Below are 20,719 nucleotides of genomic sequence, written 5' to 3'. Positions count from 1 at the left end.
GCGGCATGCGTATTCTCAGGAACCTCCCGCCCGGCCTGGCGCTCGTACTCGCGCTCGCCGCGTGCGGCGGCCAGTCCGAGGACGGCGCCGCACGTACGCTCCCCGACCCCGTCGGCCCCTGGGCCGTGGAGTCCCTGACCACCGGTGGCCGCACCCTGCACGCGCCGGACGCCGCCCGCGTCGACATCGGGCAGGACGAGGCCAAGGGCAACTACGGCTGCAACGGGTTCACCGCGAAGGTGGTCCTCGACGGCGCCTCCGCCCTGACCGTCACCCCCGGCGCCACGACCGCCATGGCCTGCGAGGACCAGGCCTTCGAGACGGAGTTCGCCAAGCTGTTCACCGGCCGGCTGACCATCGACCGGGGCCCCGACCGGCTCACCCTGAAGACCGCCGACGGGAGCACCATCGCCATGACCGCCAAGCCCCCGGCCGCGGACGCCCCGCTCACGGTGACCGAGTGGACCGTGAACTCCCTGACCAGCGGGGAGACCGCGGCCTCGGTCCCGGCCGAGGCGGCCGGCAGGGCGCGCTTCACCATCGCCGCCGACGGCGCCGCGAGCGGCACCCTCGGCTGCAACCGGTTCAGCGCCAAGGCCACCGTCGACGGTCCCGCGGTCACCTTCGGGCCGCTCACCACCACCCGGATGGCCTGCGAGGGCCCGGCGGGCGAGGTAGAGCGGACGCTGACCGAGCTGTTCGGCAGCGGCCCGCTCACCTGGAAGGTCCAGGCCCGGTCCCTGACCCTGACCGCCCCCGACGGCAAGGGCCTGACCGCCGGGGCGGCCTCCGCCGCGGAATGACGCGCGCCGAGCCTCACAGCGGCGGCAAGGGTCAGGCCGGGTAGGGCAGCAGCCCCGCGTTGACGGACTCCCAGGCCGCCCGCAGCTGGGCCAGCCGGGCCGGCTCGACGGCCGCCTTGTCGGCCTGCTCGCGGATGTCCCCGGCCAGGTTGAACAGCTGGTCCTGGCCCGCCTTGCCGCGGTAGTACTTCCAGTCCCCGCGGCGCAGCGCCCGCTCGCCCCGCACCCGCCAGAACAGGTTCCGCTCCGCGACCTTCTCGCCGCGCAGCAGGTATCCGGCCAGGCTCACCCCGTCCAGCGGGTAGGCGCGGTGCGGCCGGGTCCCGGCCAGCTCCAGCAGGGTCGCCGTCCAGTCCGGGCTGAAGACCGGGACGTGGCTGACCTGGCCGCCGTCGAGGCGCGCGGGCCAGCGCACGATGTTCGGCACCCGGATCCCGCCCTCCTGGAGGGAGGCCTTGTTGCCCGACAGCGGCCAGTTGTACGAGAAGCGCTCGCCGCCGTTGTCGCTGGAGAAGACCACCAGGGTGTCGTCCTCCTGGCCCGAGCGCTTCAGGGCCGCCAGCACCGTGCCGATCGACCGGTCCAGGTCCTCGACCATCTGCTTGTACTTCTCGACCGAGCCGCCGTCCTGGTGCCACAGCGCCCGGCCGTCGCCCGCCTTGATCCGGCGGACGATCTCGGCGCTCTCCGCGGTGTCCCCGTCGGCGATCCAAGGCCAGTGCGGGGTGGTGAAGTTGAGGTTCAGCAGCCAGGGCTTGCCGTGGTGGTCGCGCGAGACGTACTCGCTGGCCCGCTCGGTGATGATCCGGGTGTAGTAGCGCAGGTCCTTGTACTCGGCGTCGCCCTCGTAGAGGTCGTACTCGCCGCCCAGGCCCAGCTTGGAGTAGTACTCCAGGGCCCCGCCGAAGTTGCCGAAGAACTCGTCCCAGCCGGACCTGGTCGGGCTGTAGTCCGGCAGGTAGCCGGCGTGCCACTTGCCGATCAGCGCGGTGGCGTAGCCGGAGTCCTTCAGCAGGGAGGCCAGCGTCGGGTGCGTGGGGTCCAGCCCGGCGGACTTGTCGGCGATCGGCTCGGCGAGCCCGCCCTTGGTGCGGCCCGGGTAGCGGCCCGTGTACAGGCTGAACCGGGTCGGGGAGCAGGTCGCGGAGCCGGAGTACGCGTCGGTGAACCGGACCCCCTGGCGGGCGAGCCGGTCCAGGTTCGGGGTCTTGATGTGCGGGGATCCGTACGAGGACAGGTCCGCCCAGCCGAGGTCGTCGCCGAGGATGAACAGGATGTTCGGCCGCCGGGACTGACGCCCCCGCGCGGCCTTGAACTCCCCTTCCCCGGGGCCCGGGAACTGGGCTTCGGCGGGCGCCGCGGCAGCGGGCGCGGCGCTCCCCAGCCCCACGGCCGCCGCGGCGGCGCTCACACCGACGGCGCCGCCGAAGGCACGCCGGGACAGACGGGATTCAGACGAGGTCACAGCTACTCCAAGGCATGGCCCGCCGGCCGCCCCGGGCTGCGCGGGACGGCGCGCGGCACGGCAGGGCAGGCTCAGGCGAGGCGAGAAGGCACAGCGGGAAGGGCACAACGGAAAGGGCACAGCGGGAAGGGCACAGGGGCAGAAGTCAGCGCGACGCGCCGAGACACGGGGCCCCGGGGCACGGGCGCTGGGAAAAGAGAAAAAGGCGCGCGACGGCGCGGGGCGGAACTACGCCCGGGAGGAACAACAGATGGCGCTCGCGACACGGACGAGGTCCACGTGCCGGCGCTCGACGAGGGTGACGGTGCGGTCACCGAGAGGCTGCATGAGCCGGAAGCCTGTACGAATCGACAGCTGGCTGTCAACCAGGGCATTCCGGATATCGAGACAGTCACCCTCCGCAGGGGTTACCCGACTGTCCGCACTGTGACTTTTCCTGGCAGTCCCCAATTCGGACCAGTGGGCGATCTCGCCTACACTCGGAAGCGTGCCTCGTGGTGATGGACGACTCAACCACGACCTGCTCCCCGGCGAAAAGGGCCCCCAGGACGCTTGCGGCGTCTTCGGTGTCTGGGCTCCGGGTGAAGAGGTCGCCAAGCTCACCTACTTCGGACTGTATGCGCTACAGCACCGTGGACAAGAGTCCGCGGGAATCGCTGTGAGCAACGGTTCCCAGATCCTCGTCTTCAAGGACATGGGCCTCGTTTCCCAGGTCTTCGACGAAACCTCTCTCGGCTCGCTCCAGGGTCATATCGCGGTCGGTCACGCCCGCTACTCGACCACCGGAGCCTCCGTCTGGGAGAACGCGCAGCCCACTTTCCGCGCGACCGCCCACGGCTCTATCGCCCTGGGTCACAACGGCAACCTGGTGAACACCGCCGAGCTTGCCGAGATGGTCGCCGACCTCCCCCGTCAGGACGGCCGCGCCACCCAGGTCGCGGCGACCAATGACACCGACCTGGTCACAGCGCTGCTGGCCGGCCAGGTCGACGACGACGGCAAGCCCCTGACCATCGAGGAGTCGGCCACCAAGGTCCTCCCGCAGGTCAAGGGTGCGTTCTCGCTCGTGTTCATGGACGAGGGAACCCTCTACACCGCCCGTGACCCGCAGGGCATCCGCCCGCTGGTCCTCGGCCGCCTCGACCGCGGCTGGGTGGTCGCCAGTGAGACCGCCGCCCTCGACATCTGCGGCGCCAGCTTCGTCCGCGAGGTCGAGCCGGGCGAGCTCATCGCGATCGACGAGAACGGCCTGCGCAGCTCCCGCTTCGCGGAAGCGAAGCCCAAGGGCTGTGTGTTCGAGTACGTCTACCTGGCGCGCCCGGACACCGACATCGCCGGCCGGAACGTCTACCTCTCGCGTGTCGAGATGGGCCGGCGCCTCGCGAAGGAAGCCCCCGTCGAGGCCGACCTGGTGATAGCGACGCCGGAATCCGGCACGCCCGCCGCCGTCGGATACGCCGAGGCCAGCGGGATCCCGTACGGCTCCGGCCTGGTCAAGAACGCCTACGTCGGCCGGACCTTCATCCAGCCCTCGCAGACGATCCGCCAGCTCGGCATCCGCCTCAAGCTCAACCCCCTCAAGGAAGTCATCCGGGGCAAGCGCCTCGTCGTCGTCGACGACTCGATCGTCCGCGGCAACACCCAGCGCGCCCTGGTCAAGATGCTCCGCGAGGCCGGCGCGGCGGAGGTCCACATCCGGATCTCCTCGCCGCCGGTGAAGTGGCCGTGCTTCTTCGGCATCGACTTCGCCACCCGGGCCGAGCTGATCGCCAACGGCATGACGGTCGACGAGATCGCCACCTCGATGGGCGCGGACTCGCTCTCGTACATCTCGCTCGACGCGATGATCGAGGCGACCACCATCCAGAAGCCGAACCTCTGCCGTGCCTGCTTCGACGGCGAGTACCCCATGGACCTGCCCGACCCGCAGCTCCTCGGCAAGCAGCTCCTGGAGACCGAACTCGCCGGCGGTACCGACGCCGCCGACGCGCTCCGGCGCCCGTAGCCGGGGTCCGACCCGCCCCGCTCGCGGGCGGGGCGGACCGGCTCGGCCCAGCTCGACCTGCGCCCGGCCCTGTCTTTCAGGCTTTTCCCAGGGCCCGGCACCACCCGCAGTAACGACACGAAAGCTCTCTCCTGTCATGACAGAGAAGACCACCGGTGCCAGCTACGCAGCAGCAGGTGTCGACATCGAAGCGGGAGACCGCGCCGTCGAACTCATGAAGGAGTGGGTGAAGAAGACGCAGCGCCCCGAGGTCCTCGGCGGCCTCGGCGGTTTCGCCGGCCTCTTCGACGCCTCCGCCCTCAAGCGGTACGAGCGCCCCCTGCTCGCCTCCGCCACCGACGGGGTCGGCACCAAGGTCGACATCGCCCGCCAGCTGGGCGTGTACGACACCATCGGCCACGACCTGGTCGCGATGGTCATGGACGACATCGTGGTCTGCGGCGCCGAGCCGCTCTTCATGACCGACTACATCTGCGTCGGCAAGGTCCACCCCGAGCGTGTCGCGGCCATCGTCAAGGGCATCGCCGAGGGCTGTGTCCTCGCCGGCTGCGCCCTGGTGGGCGGCGAGACCGCCGAACACCCGGGTCTGCTGGGCCCGGACGACTTCGACGTCGCGGGTGCCGGGACCGGGGTCGTCGAGTACGACCGGCTGCTGGGCGCGGATCGCATCCGTACGGGTGACGCCGTCATCGCGATGGCATCGTCCGGCCTTCACTCGAACGGGTACTCGCTGGTCCGTCACGTCCTCTTCGACCGTGCCGGGATGTCCCTGGACCAGCACGTCGAGGAGCTCGGCCGGACCCTCGGCGAGGAGCTGCTGGAGCCGACCAAGATCTACTCGCTGGACTGCATGGCCCTCACCCGCACGGCCGAGGTCCACGCCTACTCGCACATCACGGGCGGCGGCCTCGCCGCGAACCTGGCCCGGGTGATCCCGGACCACCTGCACGCCACGGTCGACCGTACGACCTGGGCGCCCGGTGCGATCTTCGACCTGGTGGGCAAGGCCGGCCAGGTGGAGCAGCTGGAGCTGGAGAAGACCCTGAACATGGGCGTCGGCATGATGGCCGTGGTCCCGCAGGAGTCGGTGGACGTGGCCCTGACCGCGCTGGCCGACCGGGGCGTCGACGCCTGGGTCGCGGGAGAGATCCTGGACCGGGGCGACCACACCGAGGGTGCGACCCTGACCGGTTCCTACGCGAGCTGAGCAGCACTGAAACCCGGTCGAGGGCAATGCCCTGGACCGGGTTTCAGTACGTATGAGACTTCTGAGCTAGTGCAGACGCTCTGTGCGTCAAGCGCCGCGACGGTGCGCCGACGGACCGGACTCTTCGTCCTCGTCCTCGTCGTCATCGCCGTTGTAGAGAGCCGCGTACTTGGCGTACGGGTCGTCTTCGTCATCCAGATCGTCATCGACCTCGACCGGCGCGCTGACGGGCAGCGGCTCTGTCGGCGATGCGCCCAGCTCATTGGCCAGACGCGAGAGGTCAGTCCCGCCGCTGTTGTACTTCAGCTGGCGGGCGACCTTTGTCTGCTTGGCCTTGGCCCGGCCGCGCCCCATGGCTCGACCCCCTCGGTGACGGGGCTCGACGGCCCCAGAGTCTGACACGCGTTCATGGTTCGGAGCGGGCTCTCCGTGGAGAGACCGTCCGTAGGGGTTTAACGGTACCTGCTTCCGCGGCCATACGGTACGCCGCCCGCATGACGCGCCCCGATGCAGAACCAACGAGACACCCCGTACTCGCTGGTCAGCTGCGATTTTAACCCTTTCCTGGCGGGCGACCCGCCGAAGCGCAGTGAGTTCCGTCTCCCCTGCGTCTCCGGCGGGTCCCGAGGGGCCCCCGCCGCAGGGTCAGACCGCGCGTGCGGCGCGCGCGTCCGCCATCCGCTGCTCGGCGATCCGGTCGGCAGCGGCGGCCGGCGGAATACCGTCTTCCTTCGCACGTGCGAAGATCGCCAGCGTGGTGTCGAAGATCTTCGAGGCCTTGGCCTTGCACCGGTCGAAGTCGAAGCCGTGCAGCTCGTCGGCGACCTGGATGACCCCGCCCGCGTTGACGACGTAGTCGGGCGCGTAGAGGATCCCGCGGTCCGCGAGGTCCTTCTCCACACCCGGGTGCGCGAGCTGGTTGTTCGCCGCGCCGCAGACGACCTTTGCGGTCAGTACCGGCACCGAGGCGTCGTTGAGCGCGCCGCCCAGGGCGCACGGGGCGTAGATGTCGAGGCCCTCGACGCGGATCAGCTCGTCCGTGTCGGCGACGGCGGTGACCTTGCCCGGGTGCCGGTCGAGGATCTCCTGCACGGACTCCCGGCGGACGTCCGTGATCACGACCTCGGCGCCGTCCTCCAGCAGGTGCTCCACCAGGTGCCGGCCGACCTTGCCGACGCCCGCGATGCCGACCTTGCGGCCGCGCAGGGTCGGGTCGCCCCACAGGTGCTGGGCGCTCGCGCGCATGCCCTGGAAGACGCCGTACGAGGTGAGCACCGAGGAGTCGCCCGCGCCGCCGTTCTCGGGGGAGCGGCCGGTCGCCCAGCGGGTCTCGCGCGCGACCACGTCCATGTCCGCGACGTACGTGCCGACGTCGCAGGCCGTCACGTAGCGGCCGCCGAGGGACTCCACGAACCGGCCGTAGGCCAGCAGCAGTTCCTCGCTCTTGATGACGTCCGGGTCGCCGATGATCACGGCCTTGCCGCCGCCGTGGTCGAGACCGGCGAGGGCGTTCTTGTACGACATGCCGCGCGCGAGGTTCAGCGCGTCGAGGACGGCCTCCTCGTCGGAGGCGTACGCGTGGAAGCGCGTGCCGCCGAGGGCGGGGCCCAGGGCGGTCGAGTGGAGGGCGATGACAGCCTTGAGTCCGGAGGCTCGGTCCTGACACAGCACGACTTGCTCGTGGCCGCCCTGCTCCGTGCGGAACAGGGTGTGCAGGACGCCGTCGGTCATTTCGGTCACGGTGGTGACTCCCATGGAAGAGATGCGGCGGAATGACGCCCGCCCTGCGGGTGGGGGAGGGCGTGCTGGGAGCAGCGTAAGACCTGAGGGCCCCGCGCACTCCTCCTGTCCGGGGATCGGAACATTCCCGGGTCCTTTTCGCGACCGGCGGCTTGTGCGGCCCACGAGCCGGGTGACCTCGGGCCCCCCGGCCGGAGTACCGCCGGGCGGGGCGGGGGAGTACGAGAGCGTGAGCGAATCCCCCGACCCCCGGCTGCCCTCCGCGCGCCCCGCGCCGACCGTCCCGTACGCCTCCTACCTGCGCGTCTACGAGCCCCTGGCGGCGTTTCAGGAACCGGAGCGCACGCACTGGGCCGACTACGCCCGGCGCGGGGTCGCCCCGACCGCCCAGGACGAACTGCGCCGGTCGCTGGCGGACTTGGTCCGGGTGCCCGTGGCCGGGGTCCCGGCGCACGAGAGCGCCGACGCCTTCACGGTGGAGCTGGACGGGGTGCTGCTGGTCTGCCCCTGGCGGACCAGGCTGCGCGGGTGGCTGGCGCTCCAGGAGCTGGTCGAGTCGTTCCCGCGCCCGGTGCTCGACGCGGCGCTGCCCCCGGCGTCCCGCCGCCGGGCGACCGAGGAGTACGGGGCCTGGCGCGAGCGGAACCCGGACGGCCGTCCGTGGATCCGCACCGGGGTCTGGCAGGTGCCGCTGCGCTGGTTCGTGCTGGTGGCCGACGAGGAGCGGGAGTACCTGCCGGGCGAGCGGCTGCGCTACCGGACCCCGATGGTGCAGGCCCGGCGGCGGCTCGCGCGGGGTCTGCGGACCCTGCGCGCGGCGGAGGGGTACGGGATGCTCGCCGAGGGGCTGGTGGAGGTCGGCAGCTGGCTGGAGGAGTTCCACCCGCGCTCCATGGTCGAGCTGGACTACGGCGGACTGCTGCACGCGCTGCCGGAGGCCGGGCTCTGCGGCGACCGCTCGGCGCGCGACCTGGCGCGGGGGATCGAGGAGCTGCGGACCGGGGACCGGGAGGGCGCGGCGGCGACGTACGGGGAGCTGGCGGAGCGCTGGCGGGCGGTCCGGGAGAGACTGTTCGCCAATTAGGCCTCCCGGACCCCTAGCGGTGCCCGCCGTATCGCCCGTATCGTCCGATCGGCCATAAGTCGCTGATCAGAGGCTTGATCACGGTATTGGGGCCTTAGTGCCAGGACCTACGTCCCGATACGGGCCATTGGCCCAAGCGTGACGGACCGCACTATCTACACCCTTGCGCCCTTCCCCTACCCTCGTGCCAAAATAGGACAAGGAGTCCGGGGAGGGTTCCTTCCGTCTAACTAAGGGCGGAATGCTCGGTATTGCACTCTATGGGGGGTCTGACGACTCCTGATCGCTCTGTGACTGATCGTCACAGTGGGGTGACTGTCCGTTATGGGGCGGTCCATCGGCTTCCGCCGCTGATGAACACCTCGGAGGGCAATTCCATCGGTTTGGCCGTCGAGGCTGGACGGATGGTGTAGTTGTAGTGCCGAGGACAAGCCGTTCGTCCTATAACCGACTCGGCCTGCGTATGTCCATTTCGGGCAACGCGGGCCAAGGTGCAGAATTTAGAGGAAAGAACCGAGATGGTTCGGTTCTCCCGAGGAGGCCGCTCATGACCGCTCGCACCCCTGATGCCGAGCCGCTGCTGACCCCGGCTGAGGTTGCCACGATGTTCCGCGTGGACCCGAAGACGGTCACCCGCTGGGCCAAGGCTGGCAAGCTCACGTCCATCCGCACCCTGGGTGGACACCGCCGTTACCGCGAGGCTGAGGTTCGCGCACTGCTCGCGGGAATTCCGCAGCAGCGCAGCGAGGCCTGAGGCTCGCAAGCAGGACCTTTTTACCGGGTCTGAATCGGGTCCCCCAATCCGATGAAACCCACAGGCTTCAAACAGCCCGACCTGCCCCAACAGGTTTGGCTGTTCGATCGCGCTGGACTCCGCCGGGTCCAGCGCGATCTTTTTTTATGCCCGGACACGGGCTGGTATCGCGAGGTTCGAGGGGCGCCGGCGAGGTGGGTGCCATTGCACATATTAAATCGAGGCAGCGTATGCCTGCGATAAATGTGCGAGTCTCAAAAACTCATGTGGTGACACCCGTCACAGCTGATCACTCTTGTACATCCGGCAATGCACCCCGTAAGGGGACGTGCGCGACAGAGCGCCTCATGCGGATGGGGGATTTTGTCCGCCTTGGCCGACGGCCCGGCGGCGCGGGCGCGTACGCGACGTGACCGGGCGGCGGCGGGGAAGTCGGGCGGGATGGCGTCGGCCGCGCCCGGGGAGGCCGTCAGGGCCCCTCTGGGCGCCTTCCGGGGGCGTGTCCATGATCTACGGGCCCCCGACCGTCCCGCGAGCCTCAGGAGTTCCGCAGACGGCCGCGCCTCCCGGGCCCTCCTGCGCCCTCCCTCGCCCCGCCGCGGCGGTCGTACGGGCACCAACGCGTCAGGGCCCGTATCCCCTGAGGGATACGGGCCCTGACGTTTCTGCGAACCTGACGGGACTTGAACCCGCGACCTCCACCTTGACAGGGTGGCGAGCTAACCAACTGCTCCACAGGTCCTTGATTTGCTGCCGTTTGGCGGCTGCGAATCAGACTGTACAGCAGCTCAGGGGGTGCAGTCGAACCCGAGCCCAAGGGGTGCGGCCGAACCCGATCACGGGGCCGCCGCGTCCACCGCCTTCACGATCCGCTTGTCGGAGATCGGGTACGCCGTCCCGAGGGCGTGCGCGAAGTAACTGACCCGCAGTTCCTCGATCATCCAGCGGATCTCGGTGACCGCGTCGGGCACGGGCCGGCCCTTCGGCAGCTGCTCCAGCAGCCACAGGTACTCGTCCCGCATCTCGTGGACCTTCTCCATGCGCGTGGTGTCGCGCTGGACGCCCGTCGGCATCTGCTGGAGCCGCCGGTCGATCGCCACCAGGTAGCGCATCAGGTCCGGCAGCCGCTTGAGGCCGGTCAGCGTCACGAAGCCGGCCGGCATCAGCGCCGCCAGCTGCGTCTTCACGTCCTGGAGGTTGGCCACCAGCGCCAGGCTGTTGGTGGCCTTCAGCCGCCGCTCGCACGCCTGCCAGGCCGCCAGCACCTGCTGGACCTGGCCCACCGTCCGTACGGTCGTGTCCACCAGGTCGGCCCGGACCCCGTCGTAGAGCTTGCGGAAGCCCGCCTCGTCCCAGGCCGGACCGCCGTGGTCCGCGATCAGCCTGTCGGTCGCCGCCGTCGCGCAGTCGTCGAACAGCGCCTGGATCGAGCCGTGCGGATTGCGCGAGAGGGCCAGCTTCTGCTGGTTCGTCAGCTTGTCCGACGCGAACTTCGCCGGGTTCACCGGAATGTTGAGGAGGATCAGCTTCCGGGTGCCCAGCCACATCGCCCGCTGCTGCTCGGCCTCCGTGTCGAAGAGGCGTACGTCCACGGTCGCCCCCGCGTCGACCAGCGCCGGGTACGCCTTCACCGGCTGGCCGGCCCTGCGGGTCTCGAAGACCCTGCTCAGCGTCCCGATGGTCCAGTCGGTCAGCCCGGACCGCTCCACCGACTCCCCGCCCGCCCGCTCGGCGGTGGCCGCGGCGGCCTTGGAGAGGGCCTGGCGGGCCTTCGGCTTGAGCTTGAGCCTCAGGGCCTCCAGGTCCTTGTCCTCGGCGAGGTTCTTGCGCCGCTCGTCGACGATCCGGAAGGTGATCTTCAGGTGTTCCGGGATCCGGCTCAGGTCGAAGTCGGCGGCGGAGACCGGGACCCCGACCATCCGGTGCAGCTCCCGGGCCAGCGTCACGTGCAGGGGCTCCTGCATCGGATGGGCCGTGGCCAGGAAGCGGGTCGCGTAGTTCGGCGCGGGAACGTAGTGCCGGCGGATCGGCTTCGGCAGGGAGCGGATCAACTCCGTGACGACCTCCTCCCGCAGGCCCGGGATCTGCCAGTCGAAGCCCTCGTCCGTGACCTGGTTCAGCACCTGGAGCGGAACGTGCACGGTGACACCGTCCGCGTCCGCGCCGGGCTCGAACTGGTAGGTCACCCGGAACTTCAGCCGCCCCTGCACCCAGGAGTCCGGATAGTCGGCCTTGGTGACCCCGGCCGCCTTCTCCGTGAGCAGCATCTCGCGCTCGAAGTCGAGCAGTTCGGGCTCGTCCCGCTTCTTGTGCTTCCACCAGGAGTCGAAGTGCGCCCCGGAGACCACGTGCTCGGGGATCCGCTGGTCGTAGAAGTCGAAGAGGGTCTCGTCGTCCACCACGATGTCGCGGCGCCGGGCCCGGTTCTCCAGCTCCTCCACCTCGGTGAGGAGCTTGCGGTTGTCGGCGTAGAACTTGTGATGGGTCCGCCAGTCGCCCTCGACCAGCGCGTTGCGGATGAACAGTTCCCGCGACACCTCGGCGTCGATCCGGCCGTAGTTGATCTTCCGCTGCGCGACGATCGGCACGCCGTACAGCGTGACCTTCTCGTACGCCATCACGGCCGCCTGGTCCTTCTCCCAGTGCGGCTCGCTGTACGTGCGCTTGATCAGGTGCTGTGCGAGCGGCTCGACCCACTCCGGCTCGACCTTGGCGTTCACCCGCGCCCACAGCCGCGAGGTCTCCACCAGCTCCGCCGACATCAGGAACTTCGGCTGCTTCTTGAAGAGCGACGAGCCGGGGAAGATCGCGAACTTGGCCGACCGGGCGCCCAGGTACTCGTTCTTGTCGGTGTCCTTGAGCCCGATGTGCGACAGCAGGCCGGCCAGCAGCGAGATGTGCACGCTCGTCTCGGGGGCGTCGGCCTCGTTGACGTGGATGCCCATCGTCTTGGCGACCGTACGCAGCTGCGAGTAGATGTCCTGCCACTCGCGGATCCGCAGGAAGTTCAGGTACTCCTGCTTGCACATCCGGCGGAAGGACGAGGAACCCCGCTCCTTCTGCTGCTCCCGGACGTAGCGCCACATGTTCAGGAACGAGAGGAAGTCGCTCGTCTCGTCCTTGAAGCGGGCGTGGTTCTGGTCGGCCTGCGTCTGCTTGTCCGAGGGCCGCTCGCGCGGATCCTGGATGGACAGGGCCGCCGCGATGACCATGACCTCGCGGACGCAGTTGTTCTTGTCCGCCTCCACGACCATGCGCGCCAGGCGCGGGTCCACGGGGAGCTGGGAGAGCTGGCGGCCCATGGGTGTGAGCCGCTTGGTGTGGTCCTTCTCGCCCGGGTCCAGCGCCCCGAGCTCCTGGAGCAGCTGGACGCCGTCGCGGATGTTGCGGTGGTCCGGCGGGTCGATGAAGGGGAACTTCTCGATCTCGCCCAGGCCGGCCGCGGTCATCTGCAGGATGACGGAGGCCAGGTTCGTCCGCAGGATCTCGGCGTCCGTGAACTCCGGACGGGAGAGGAAGTCGTCCTCCGAGTACAGCCGGATGCAGATGCCGTCGCTCGTACGGCCGCAGCGGCCCTTGCGCTGGTTGGCGCTGGCCTGCGAGATCCGCTCGATGGGCAGCCGCTGGACCTTGGTGCGGTGGCTGTAGCGGGAGATGCGGGCGGTGCCCGGGTCGATCACGTACTTGATGCCGGGGACCGTCAGCGAGGTCTCGGCGACGTTCGTCGCGAGGACGATGCGGCGACCGGTGTGCTGCTGGAAGACCCGGTGCTGCTCGGCGTGCGAGAGGCGCGCGTACAGGGGGAGGACCTCTGTGCTGTGCCCATAAGCGCCTCCGGCGCGGGGAAGATTCCGCTTGTTGAGCGCGTCCGCGGTGTCGCGGATCTCTCGCTCGCCGGAGAGGAAGACCAGGATGTCGCCCGGCCCCTCGGACTGGAGCTCGTCCACGGCCTCGCAGATCGCCGTGATCTGGTCCCGGTCGCTGTCGTCGCCCTCCTCCTCCAGGAGCGGGCGGTAGCGGACCTCGACCGGATACGTCCGGCCGCTGACCTCGACGATCGGCGCGTCCCCGAAGTGCCGGGAGAACCGCTCCGGATCGATGGTCGCCGAGGTGATGACGACCTTGAGGTCGGGGCGCTTCGGCAGCAGCGTGGCCAGGTAGCCGAGCAGGAAGTCGATGTTCAGGGACCGCTCGTGGGCCTCGTCGATGATGATCGTGTCGTACGCGCGCAGCTCGCGGTCCGTCTGGATCTCCGCGAGCAGGATGCCGTCCGTCATCAGCTTGACGAAGGTCGCGTCCTGGTCCACCTGGTCGGTGAACCGGACCTTCCAGCCGACCGTCTGCCCGATCTCGGACTTCAGCTCCTCCGCGATCCGCTCCGCGACCGTGCGGGCCGCGATCCGGCGGGGCTGGGTGTGCCCGATCATGCCCCGGACACCGCGCCCCAGCTCCATGCAGATCTTGGGGATCTGCGTGGTCTTGCCGGAGCCGGTCTCGCCCGCGACGATCACGACCTGGTGGTCGCGTATCGCCTCGGCGATCTCGTCCTTCTTCTGGCTGACGGGAAGGTTCTCGGGATACGTGACCTCGGGCTTGCGCGAGGCACGGCCGGCCAGACGCGCGGCGGCCTTCTCGGCCTCCGCGGCGATCTCGTCGAGCACGGCCTGCTTGGCCTCGGGCTTGCGGATGCGGCGGGCGCCTTCGAGGCGGCGGCCGAGGCGGTGCGCATCGCGGAGGGAGATCTCACCGAGAAGCGTCTGCAGGGCGGCGAAGGAAGTAGACATACCTGGTCGAGGATCTCACCCGGGAGTGCCGGGTGGCGAACGCATTTGTGCCCCCTCCCCGTACCATTCCGGGACGAGATCGCCTGAACCGACCCGCCGTACGAGTGAGAGGCCCGCCATGTCCCGCGTCCGCGCCGTGTGGTGCCTGCTCGGCGCCCTCCTCGCGGTGCTGCCGGCGGTCGGCGCGGGGTGGCCGGGCGGTGGCTCCGCGCCGGCCGCGGCGTCCGGGCAGGGCGCGTCGGTACGAGCCGCCGCCCCCGCGAGCCCGGGGAAGCCGGTCCTCACCGTGGCCCCCGACGCGCCCCGGGTCGTCCCGGCCCGGGCCCACGCGGCCTGGGCTCACGCGGCCCCGGCGGACGCGGGCCGGGGGCCGGCCTGCGCCCCCGGGGCTCCGGACCACGACCGGCCGCCGGCCACCCCGCCGCGCGGCTCCGGCGAGCACGGGTACGCGCCCCTCGCGCGGCCCGCGGCGGAGCAGGCGCCCGGCTGCCGGACGGTGCCCGTACGGGTCCTCGTACGCGGGCCGGACCTGCCGGCGCCCGGTCCGCCGGAGCTCTCCGTGATGCGGGTCTAGGAGGACCGGTCGTCTTCGCCCGGTCCACCCTCACCCCTCGTTGCCGCTCTGGAGCACCCGCATGTCCTCTTCCACCCGCAAACCCCTGCTGATCTCCGCCGGGGTCGCGATCGCCGCCGTCACCCTCGGCCTGGTCTCCTGGCAGGCCACCGCCCCCGAGAAGCGGGGCGACGGCGGCAGCACCGGCTCCTCCTCCTCTTCCTCCTCCGCGCTGGAGCCCGAGCCCGAGGCCCACGCCGAGCTGCTGAAACTGGCCCGCCGAGAGGCCGGCGACAAGCTCGCGGCGGGCCGCGCCGACGCGCCCGTGGTGCTGATCGAGTACTCCGACTTCAAGTGCGGCTACTGCGGCAAGTTCGCCCGGGACACCGAACCCGAACTGGTGAAGAAGTACGTCGAGGACGGCACCCTGCGCATCGAGTGGCGCAACTTCCCGATCTTCGGCGCCGACTCCGAGGCCGCCGCCAAGGCCGCCTGGGCGGCGGGGCAGCAGGACCGGTTCAGCCAGTTCCACGAGGCCGCGTACGCCGAAGGAGCCAAGGAGAAGGGCTTCGGCGAGGCCCGGCTGACCGAGCTCGCGCGGCAGGCCGGAGTGCCCGACCTGGAGCGCTTCAAGAAGGACATGGCCGGGGAGCGGGCCGCCGAGGCGCTGCGCAAGGACCAGGAGGAGGGCTACCGGATCGGCGTCTCCTCCACCCCGTCCTTCCTGGTCAACGGGCAGCCCATCGCCGGCGCGCAGCCCCTCGACGCCTTCACGGCCGCCATCGCCCGGGCCAAGGCGGCGGCGCAGCGGTGACCGGCATCGGATACCTGGCCGCCCTGCTGGGCGGCCTCCTCGCGCTGCTCAGCCCGTGCAGCGCACTGCTGCTGCCCGCCTTCTTCGCGTACTCGATCGACTCCTCCTCCCGGCTGCTGGCCCGGACCGGGATCTTCTACGCGGGCCTCGCGAGCACCCTCGTACCACTGGGCGCGGCGGGCTCGTACGCAGGGCGGTTCTTCCACGGCAACCGCGACGGGCTCGTCCTGGCCGGCGGCTGGCTGATCATCGCGCTCGGGGTCGCGCAGATCCTGGGCCTCGGCTTCGCCTCCCGGCGCATCGCGGAGCTCTCCGGCAGGATCCGGCCGACCACCGCCCTGTCGGTGTACGCCCTGGGCGCGGTCTACGGGCTGGCCGGCTTCTGCGCCGGGCCGATCCTGGGCAGCGTCCTGACCGTGGCCGCCGTCAGCGGCAGCCCGGTCTACGGCGGTCTGCTGCTGGCCGTGTACGCGCTGGGGATGGCCCTGCCGCTGTTCCTGCTGGCCCTGCTGTGGGAGCGCTTCGACCTGGGCCGCAAGCGCTGGCTGCGCGGCCGCACCGTCCCGGTGGGCCGCTTCGAGCTGCACACCACCTCGGTGCTGTCCGGGCTGTTCTTCATCACCCTGGGCGCGCTGTTCCTGGTCTACGACGGGGCGAGCGCACTGCCCGGGCTGCTCGACGTGGACGACTCGTACGCCGTGGAGCAGTGGGTGCGCTCGATGGCCGGCAGGGTCCCGGACTGGGCGCTGCTCGGGCTGGTCGCCGCCGGGGCTGCGGCGGTCGCCCTGGTGCAGTGGCGCCGCAGGGACCGGGTGGCGGAGCGGGCCGAGGGGGAGTGAGACCAAGAAGGCCCCCGTCCGATGGACGGGGGCCTTCTTTCCGGTGGCTGGGGCCGGGGTCGAACCGGCGACCTATCGCTTTTCAGGCGATCGCTCGTACCAACTGAGCTACCCAGCCACGAGACCGTTTCCGGTCTCAGCGATCCTGACGGGACTTGAACCCGCGACCTCCACCTTGACAGGGTGGCGAGCTAACCAACTGCTCCACAGGACCTGGTTTGTGCAAGACCGAAGTCTCGCACATGGTGTTGCGTACCCCCAACGGGATTCGAACCCGTGCTACCGCCTTGAAAGGGCGGCGTCCTGGGCCACTAGACGATGAGGGCTAAAGGCCCGCCGGGCACTTCTCAGCGCGTCGGGGACGTGAGAAGCATATGGGATCCGGGGAGCTATCGCCAAAACGGTTTCCCCCGGAGCGACAATGACGGGGTGCTGGAGATGACGCGCGAGGAGTTCGAAGAGCTCGTCGCAGAGGCCCTGGACCGCATTCCGCCGGAGCTCACGCGGCTGATGGACAACGTGGCGGTCTTCGTCGAGGACGAGCCGCCCGCCGACGATCCCGAGCTCCTCGGGCTCTACGAGGGGACCCCGCTGACCGACCGCGGCGAGTGGTACGCCGGGGTGCTGCCGGACCGGATCACGATCTACCGCAACCCCACCTTGCGGATGTGCGAGGACCGGGAGAGCGTGGTCGCGGAGACGGAGGTCACCGTGGTCCACGAGATCGCCCACCACTTCGGGATCGACGACGAACGGCTGCACGCCCTGGGCTACGGGTGAGCCGGTGACCCGGCCGGTCGAGGGGGCCGAGGCGATCGACCCCGATGTCGATCTCCACGTACCGCAGCAGCGGACCGAACGGCAGGGCCCGGTCCTCGCGGCCGTCATGGCCGGCGGGGCGGTGGGCGCCTCGGCGCGGTACGGGCTGTCGCTGCTGTGGCCGGCCGGCCCCGGCGCCTTTCCGTGGGCCACCTTCTGGACCAACGTCGTGGGCTGCGCGCTGATCGGCGTCCTCATGGCGGCGACCGGCGAGAGCGGCCGGACGCCGCCGCACCCGCTGCTGCGGCCCTTCGCCGGGACCGGGGTGCTCGGCGGCTTCACCACCTTCTCCACGTACGCGATGGACTTCTCCCGGCTGCTCGACACGGGTGAGGCCGCCACCGCCCTGGCCTACGCCGGGCTCACCCTGACGGCCGCGCTGGGGGCGGTCTGGGCGGCCGCGTCGGTGACCCGGCTGGCACTGCGGGGCCGCGCGTGAACTGGCTGCTCGTGGTCGCGGGCGCGGTCGTCGGGGCGCCGCTGCGCTACCTGACCGACCGGGCGGTGCAGGCGAGGCACGACTCGGTCTTCCCGTGGGGGACCTTCGTGGTCAACGCCGGCGCCTGTCTGCTGCTCGGCGCGCTGACCGGGGCCGTACTGGCCGGGGCGGGCTCCTCGCGGCTGAGCCTGCTGCTGGGGACGGGGCTGTGCGGGACGCTCAGCACCTACTCGACCTTCTCGTACGAGACCCTGCGGCTGGCCGAGCGCGGGGCGCGGTTCCTGGCCGTGGCGAACGTCCTGGCATCGGTGCTGGTGGGGCTGGGCGCCGTGCACCTGGGGTCCCGGGTGGCGGGCGCGCTCTTCGGCTGAGGGCGTGTCTCTTACGGGGTAAAGGGAGTTGGGCTCATTGACCCGCTCATGCGGACCGCTCCCCTGCTTCCCGTCCCGGAGGTGCCACCCGTGCGCCAGTTGTCCGCTTCCCTCCGACTGGCCGTCACCGCGATCGCGGTCGCGGCATCGGCCGGCTGCATGAGTGTCGGCGAGGACGCCGCGAAGCCAGGGCCTTCCTCCTCGGTGGGCGGCAAGGACGCCCCGGGAGCCACCGCCGGCGCGGTCGCCGGGCGGGGCTCCGGGGTCCACGGCAACGGCCACGGCTCGAAGGACGGTACGGCGGACGGCAAGGCCGGTGAGCCGGGCAAGGCCTCCGGCGCGACCGGAGCCTCGCCCAGCGCGGGCGCGCCGGCCGGCAAGCCCGGAGTCCCCTCGCCGTCGGCCGGTCCCGGCGGCGGGGCGGGCGGCCAGGGGCCGCAGCAGCCCTCCGGCGGAGGTTCCGGGTCCGGCGGCGGCTCGGGGTCGGGCTCCGGTTCCGGGGCAGGCGGGTCGGGCTCGGGCGGCGGATCGGGTTCCGGCGGATCCGGGGGGTCCGGAGGGTCGAACCCCACTCCGCCTGTGGTGGAGCCCACGCCCGAACCGCCTGTGACGGAACCCACGCCGCCGGCGCCCACCCCGCCCCAGCCGGAGCCCAGTACTCCGTCCGGCGGATAGGCGTACCGGCCCGTCGGGTGACTTTCGCCCGGGCCCTCCTCGGAGTATCGCCGCAGGTCAGAGGCCTTTTCGAGGGAGCGACTTGCCAGACCCGGGGGAGGGTGCGTATGGTTATAGATCGTTTGATCCCATTGCCCGGCGCCGAATCCGAAGAGCGCCGTGTGGCGCGTACTCTCCCTAGCCGTGGCTGACCGCATTGAGGCGGTCGATTTGCGATTCACGGAGTTTGGGCGCGTGCCGAGACTCCGGAAGGTTTCGCATTTCGCATGTCCATTTCCAGTTCTGACCGTGCCGTCATGCCCGAGAACGACTCCAACGAGATCGTCGACGCCGAGACCCTCGTGGTCACCGAGGCCATCGAGGCCGCACAGGCCGACGAGATCATCGAGGCTCTTGAGGCCGACGTGACGACCGACCAGTCCTTCGACGCCGAGGCCGACGCCGCGGACGCCGAGCCCACCATCACCTTCGGCGACCTCGGTCTGCCCGAGGGCATCGTGCGCAAGCTCGCGCAGAACGGTGTCACCAGCCCCTTCCCGATCCAGGCCGCGACCATCCCGGACGCCCTGGCCGGCAAGGACATCCTCGGCCGCGGCCGCACCGGCTCCGGCAAGACCCTCTCCTTCGGTCTGCCGACCCTGGCCTCGCTGGCCGGCGGCCACACCGAGAAGAAGAAGCCCCGCGCCATCATCCTCACGCCGACGCGTGAGCTCGCGATGCAGGTCGCGGACGCCCTTCAGCCCTACGGCGACGTGCTCGGCCTGAAGATGAAGGTCGTCTGCGGCGGCACCTCGATGAGCAACCAGATCTACGCCCTGGAGCGCGGCGTCGACGTCCTCGTCGCCACCCCGGGCCGTCTGCGCGACATCATCAACCGCGGCGCCTGCTCGCTCGCCAACGTCCAGGTCGCCGTCCTCGACGAGGCCGACCAGATGGCCGACCTGGGCTTCCTGCCCGAGGTCACCGAGCTGCTCGACCAGATCCCCGGCGGCGGCCAGCGCATGCTCTTCTCCGCCACCATGGAGAACGAGATCGGCACCCTGGTCAAGCGCTACCTGACCAACCCGGTCACGCACGAGGTCGACAGCGCCCAGGGCAACGTCACGACCATGACCCACCACGTCCTCGTCGTGAAGCCGAAGGACAAGGCGCCGGTCACGGCCGCGATCGCCGCCCGCAAGGGCCGCACGATCATCTTCGTCCGCACCCAGCTGGGCGCCGACCGCATCGCCGAGCAGCTCATCGAGTCCGGCGTGAAGGCCGACGCGCTGCACGGCGGCATGACGCAGGGCGCCCGTACCCGCGTCCTCGCCGACTTCAAGGACGGCTACGTCAACGCGCTCGTCGCCACCGACGTCGCCGCCCGCGGCATCCACGTCGACGGCATCGACCTGGTCCTGAACGTGGACCCGGCCGGCGACCACAAGGACTACCTGCACCGCTCGGGCCGTACCGCCCGCGCCGGCAAGTCCGGTGTCGTCGTGTCGCTGGCGCTCCCGCACCAGCGCCGCCAGATCTTCCGCCTGATGGAGGACGCGGGCGTCGACGCCTCGCGCCACATCGTCCAGGGCGTCGGCGCCTTCGACCCGGAGGTCGCCGAGATCACCGGTGCGCGTTCGCTGACCCAGGTCCAGGCCGACTCCGCGAACAACGCCGCCAAGCAGGCCGAGCGCGAGGTCGCCGACCTCACCAAGCAGCTGGAGCGCCTGTCGCGCCGTGCCGTGGAGCTGCGCGAGGAGGCCGACCGCCTCGTCGCCCGTTCCGCCCGTGAGCGCGGCGAGGACCCGGAGGCCGCTGTCGCCGAGGTCGTCGAGGCCGCCGTGGCCGAGGTCGCGGCTGCCGTGGCCGAGCCCGTCGTCCAGGAGCGCACCTTCGAGCGCCGTGACGACCGGGGCAACTTCGAGCGCCGCGACAACCGTCGTGACGACCGGGGTGACCGTGGCGGCGACCGCGGCGGCTTCCGCCGTGACGACCGGGGTGACCGCGGTGACCGCGGTGGCGACCGTGGCGGCTTCCGTCGCGACGACCGTCCGTCCGGTGGTTTCCGTTCCGGTGGCGACCGTCCCTCGGGCGGCTTCAACCGTGACGACCGCGGTGGCGACCGTGGCGGCTTCCGCCGCGACGACCGTCCCTCGGGCGGCTTCCGCTCCGGCGGCGACCGCCGTGACGACAACCGTGGTGGCGGCTTCCGTCGCGACGACCGTCCCTCCGGTGGCTTCAACCGAGACGACCGCGGTGACCGCGGTGGCGACCGTGGCGGCTTCCGCCGTGACGACCGTCCGTCCGGTGGTTTCCGTTCCGGTGGCGACCGTCCCTCGGGCGGCTTCAACCGTGACGACCGCGGTGGCGACCGTGGCGGCTTCCGCC

18 protein-coding genes and 4 tRNA genes are annotated in these 20,719 nt (G+C 70.8%); 13 read left to right on the top strand and 9 right to left on the bottom strand.

The window, feature by feature from the left end:
• The first annotated feature begins 5 nt into the window (after positions 1 to 5).
• Entirely contained in the window at positions 6 to 803 is a 798-nt protein-coding gene (locus ACZ4TG_RS04280; protein WP_468159813.1) for an META domain-containing protein, read from the top strand.
• A gap of 31 nt (positions 804 to 834) precedes the next feature.
• On the opposite strand, the gene ACZ4TG_RS04275 is transcribed toward ACZ4TG_RS04280, so the two are convergent.
• Together ACZ4TG_RS04275 and ACZ4TG_RS04270 are read right to left on the bottom strand one after the other, a co-directional pair.
• A complete protein-coding gene (locus ACZ4TG_RS04275; RefSeq protein WP_468159812.1) occupies positions 835 to 2,268 on the bottom strand; it encodes a sulfatase family protein in 1,434 nt (477 codons plus the stop codon).
• Between the two features lie 228 nt (positions 2,269 to 2,496).
• Positions 2,497 to 2,595 carry a putative leader peptide gene (locus tag ACZ4TG_RS04270; RefSeq protein WP_468159811.1) on the bottom strand — a complete coding sequence of 33 codons (99 nt, stop codon included), beginning with the start codon at positions 2,593 to 2,595 and terminating at the stop codon, positions 2,497 to 2,499.
• A gap of 160 nt (positions 2,596 to 2,755) precedes the next feature.
• Between ACZ4TG_RS04270 and purF the strand changes: the two genes are divergently transcribed.
• Both purF and purM read left to right on the top strand, forming a co-directional pair.
• Positions 2,756 to 4,273 carry an amidophosphoribosyltransferase gene (gene purF, locus ACZ4TG_RS04265; RefSeq protein WP_468159810.1) on the top strand — a complete coding sequence of 506 codons (1,518 nt, stop codon included), beginning with the start codon at positions 2,756 to 2,758 and terminating at the stop codon, positions 4,271 to 4,273.
• A 136-nt stretch (positions 4,274 to 4,409) separates the two neighbouring features.
• A complete protein-coding gene (purM, locus tag ACZ4TG_RS04260) occupies positions 4,410 to 5,480 on the top strand; it encodes a phosphoribosylformylglycinamidine cyclo-ligase (protein WP_468159809.1) in 1,071 nt (356 codons plus the stop codon).
• Between the two features lie 87 nt (positions 5,481 to 5,567).
• Here the strand turns inward: purM and ACZ4TG_RS04255 are convergent, their stop codons facing one another.
• Both ACZ4TG_RS04255 and ACZ4TG_RS04250 read right to left on the bottom strand, forming a co-directional pair.
• Entirely contained in the window at positions 5,568 to 5,834 is a 267-nt protein-coding gene (locus ACZ4TG_RS04255) for a DUF3073 domain-containing protein (protein ID WP_468159808.1), read from the bottom strand.
• Positions 5,835 to 6,125: 291 nt separating this feature from the next.
• Complete coding sequence (locus tag ACZ4TG_RS04250; RefSeq protein WP_468159807.1) at positions 6,126 to 7,220, bottom strand: Leu/Phe/Val dehydrogenase; 1,095 nt, start codon at positions 7,218 to 7,220, stop codon at positions 6,126 to 6,128.
• Between the two features lie 229 nt (positions 7,221 to 7,449).
• Between ACZ4TG_RS04250 and ACZ4TG_RS04245 the strand changes: the two genes are divergently transcribed.
• Positions 7,450 to 8,304, top strand: coding sequence for a DUF8083 family protein (locus ACZ4TG_RS04245; RefSeq protein ID WP_468159806.1), 855 nt, complete (start codon positions 7,450 to 7,452; stop codon positions 8,302 to 8,304).
• A gap of 547 nt (positions 8,305 to 8,851) precedes the next feature.
• Positions 8,852 to 9,058, top strand: coding sequence for a developmental transcriptional regulator BldC (gene bldC / locus ACZ4TG_RS04240; RefSeq protein WP_003949541.1), 207 nt, complete (start codon positions 8,852 to 8,854; stop codon positions 9,056 to 9,058).
• 668 nt (positions 9,059 to 9,726) lie between these two features.
• Here bldC and ACZ4TG_RS04235 read toward each other — a convergent pair.
• Positions 9,727 to 9,800 (bottom strand) — tRNA-Asp (locus ACZ4TG_RS04235).
• Positions 9,801 to 9,894: 94 nt separating this feature from the next.
• Positions 9,895 to 13,842: an ATP-dependent RNA helicase HrpA gene (hrpA, locus tag ACZ4TG_RS04230; RefSeq protein WP_468159805.1), complete on the bottom strand. Its 3,948-nt coding sequence runs from the start codon at positions 13,840 to 13,842 to the stop codon at positions 9,895 to 9,897.
• Between the two features lie 118 nt (positions 13,843 to 13,960).
• Between hrpA and ACZ4TG_RS04225 the strand changes: the two genes are divergently transcribed.
• The 3 genes from ACZ4TG_RS04225 (at position 13,961) to ACZ4TG_RS04215 (ending at position 16,048) form a co-directional block, all read left to right on the top strand.
• Positions 13,961 to 14,416: a hypothetical protein gene (locus ACZ4TG_RS04225; protein ID WP_468159804.1), complete on the top strand. Its 456-nt coding sequence runs from the start codon at positions 13,961 to 13,963 to the stop codon at positions 14,414 to 14,416.
• Positions 14,417 to 14,477: 61 nt separating this feature from the next.
• A complete protein-coding gene (locus ACZ4TG_RS04220) occupies positions 14,478 to 15,209 on the top strand; it encodes a DsbA family protein (RefSeq protein ID WP_468159803.1) in 732 nt (243 codons plus the stop codon).
• Entirely contained in the window at positions 15,206 to 16,048 is an 843-nt protein-coding gene (locus ACZ4TG_RS04215; protein WP_468159802.1) for a cytochrome c biogenesis CcdA family protein, read from the top strand. The genes ACZ4TG_RS04220 and ACZ4TG_RS04215 overlap by 4 nt, the downstream gene beginning before the upstream one ends.
• 44 nt (positions 16,049 to 16,092) lie before the next feature.
• Here the strand turns inward: ACZ4TG_RS04215 and ACZ4TG_RS04210 are convergent.
• From ACZ4TG_RS04210 to ACZ4TG_RS04200, 3 genes are all read right to left on the bottom strand, one after another.
• Positions 16,093 to 16,166, bottom strand: a tRNA-Phe gene (locus tag ACZ4TG_RS04210).
• Between the two features lie 22 nt (positions 16,167 to 16,188).
• A tRNA-Asp gene (locus ACZ4TG_RS04205) sits at positions 16,189 to 16,262 on the bottom strand.
• A gap of 39 nt (positions 16,263 to 16,301) precedes the next feature.
• Positions 16,302 to 16,374, bottom strand: a tRNA-Glu gene (locus ACZ4TG_RS04200).
• A 103-nt stretch (positions 16,375 to 16,477) separates the two neighbouring features.
• Between ACZ4TG_RS04200 and ACZ4TG_RS04195 the strand changes: the two genes are divergently transcribed.
• The 5 genes from ACZ4TG_RS04195 to ACZ4TG_RS04175 all read left to right on the top strand — a co-directional run.
• Positions 16,478 to 16,828: a metallopeptidase family protein gene (locus tag ACZ4TG_RS04195; RefSeq protein WP_030012899.1), complete on the top strand. Its 351-nt coding sequence runs from the start codon at positions 16,478 to 16,480 to the stop codon at positions 16,826 to 16,828.
• Positions 16,829 to 16,832: 4 nt separating this feature from the next.
• Positions 16,833 to 17,306 carry a FluC/FEX family fluoride channel gene (locus tag ACZ4TG_RS04190; RefSeq protein ID WP_468159801.1) on the top strand — a complete coding sequence of 158 codons (474 nt, stop codon included), beginning with the start codon at positions 16,833 to 16,835 and terminating at the stop codon, positions 17,304 to 17,306.
• Positions 17,303 to 17,677 carry a fluoride efflux transporter FluC gene (locus ACZ4TG_RS04185; protein WP_468159800.1) on the top strand — a complete coding sequence of 125 codons (375 nt, stop codon included), beginning with the start codon at positions 17,303 to 17,305 and terminating at the stop codon, positions 17,675 to 17,677. Before ACZ4TG_RS04190 ends, ACZ4TG_RS04185 begins: the two co-directional genes overlap by 4 nt.
• 90 nt (positions 17,678 to 17,767) lie before the next feature.
• On the top strand, positions 17,768 to 18,352 hold the full coding sequence (locus ACZ4TG_RS04180; protein WP_468159799.1) for a hypothetical protein: 585 nt from the start codon (positions 17,768 to 17,770) through the stop codon (positions 18,350 to 18,352).
• Positions 18,353 to 18,648: 296 nt separating this feature from the next.
• A partial coding sequence (locus ACZ4TG_RS04175) for a DEAD/DEAH box helicase (protein ID WP_468159798.1) occupies positions 18,649 to 20,719 on the top strand: 2,071 nt, incomplete at its 3' end.

It is taken from the genome of Streptomyces sp. NPDC028314, from assembly GCF_055565795.1.
This window is presented reverse-complemented; position numbering and strand designations above follow the sequence as displayed.

What these genes read in the sequence shown, in the direction of transcription:
- ACZ4TG_RS04280 (WP_468159813.1), top strand. Translation starts at nt 6, where the DNA reads ATGCGTATTCTCAGGAACCTCCCGCCCGGCCTGGCGCTCGTACTCGCG.
- ACZ4TG_RS04270 (WP_468159811.1), bottom strand. Translation starts at nt 2,595, where the DNA reads ATGCAGCCTCTCGGTGACCGCACCGTCACCCTCGTCGAGCGCCGGCAC.
- purM (WP_468159809.1), top strand. Translation starts at nt 4,410, where the DNA reads ATGACAGAGAAGACCACCGGTGCCAGCTACGCAGCAGCAGGTGTCGAC.
- ACZ4TG_RS04255 (WP_468159808.1), bottom strand. Translation starts at nt 5,834, where the DNA reads ATGGGGCGCGGCCGGGCCAAGGCCAAGCAGACAAAGGTCGCCCGCCAG.
- bldC (WP_003949541.1), top strand. Translation starts at nt 8,852, where the DNA reads ATGACCGCTCGCACCCCTGATGCCGAGCCGCTGCTGACCCCGGCTGAG.
- hrpA (WP_468159805.1), bottom strand. Translation starts at nt 13,842, where the DNA reads ATGTCTACTTCCTTCGCCGCCCTGCAGACGCTTCTCGGTGAGATCTCC.
- ACZ4TG_RS04225 (WP_468159804.1), top strand. Translation starts at nt 13,961, where the DNA reads ATGTCCCGCGTCCGCGCCGTGTGGTGCCTGCTCGGCGCCCTCCTCGCG.
- ACZ4TG_RS04220 (WP_468159803.1), top strand. Translation starts at nt 14,478, where the DNA reads ATGTCCTCTTCCACCCGCAAACCCCTGCTGATCTCCGCCGGGGTCGCG.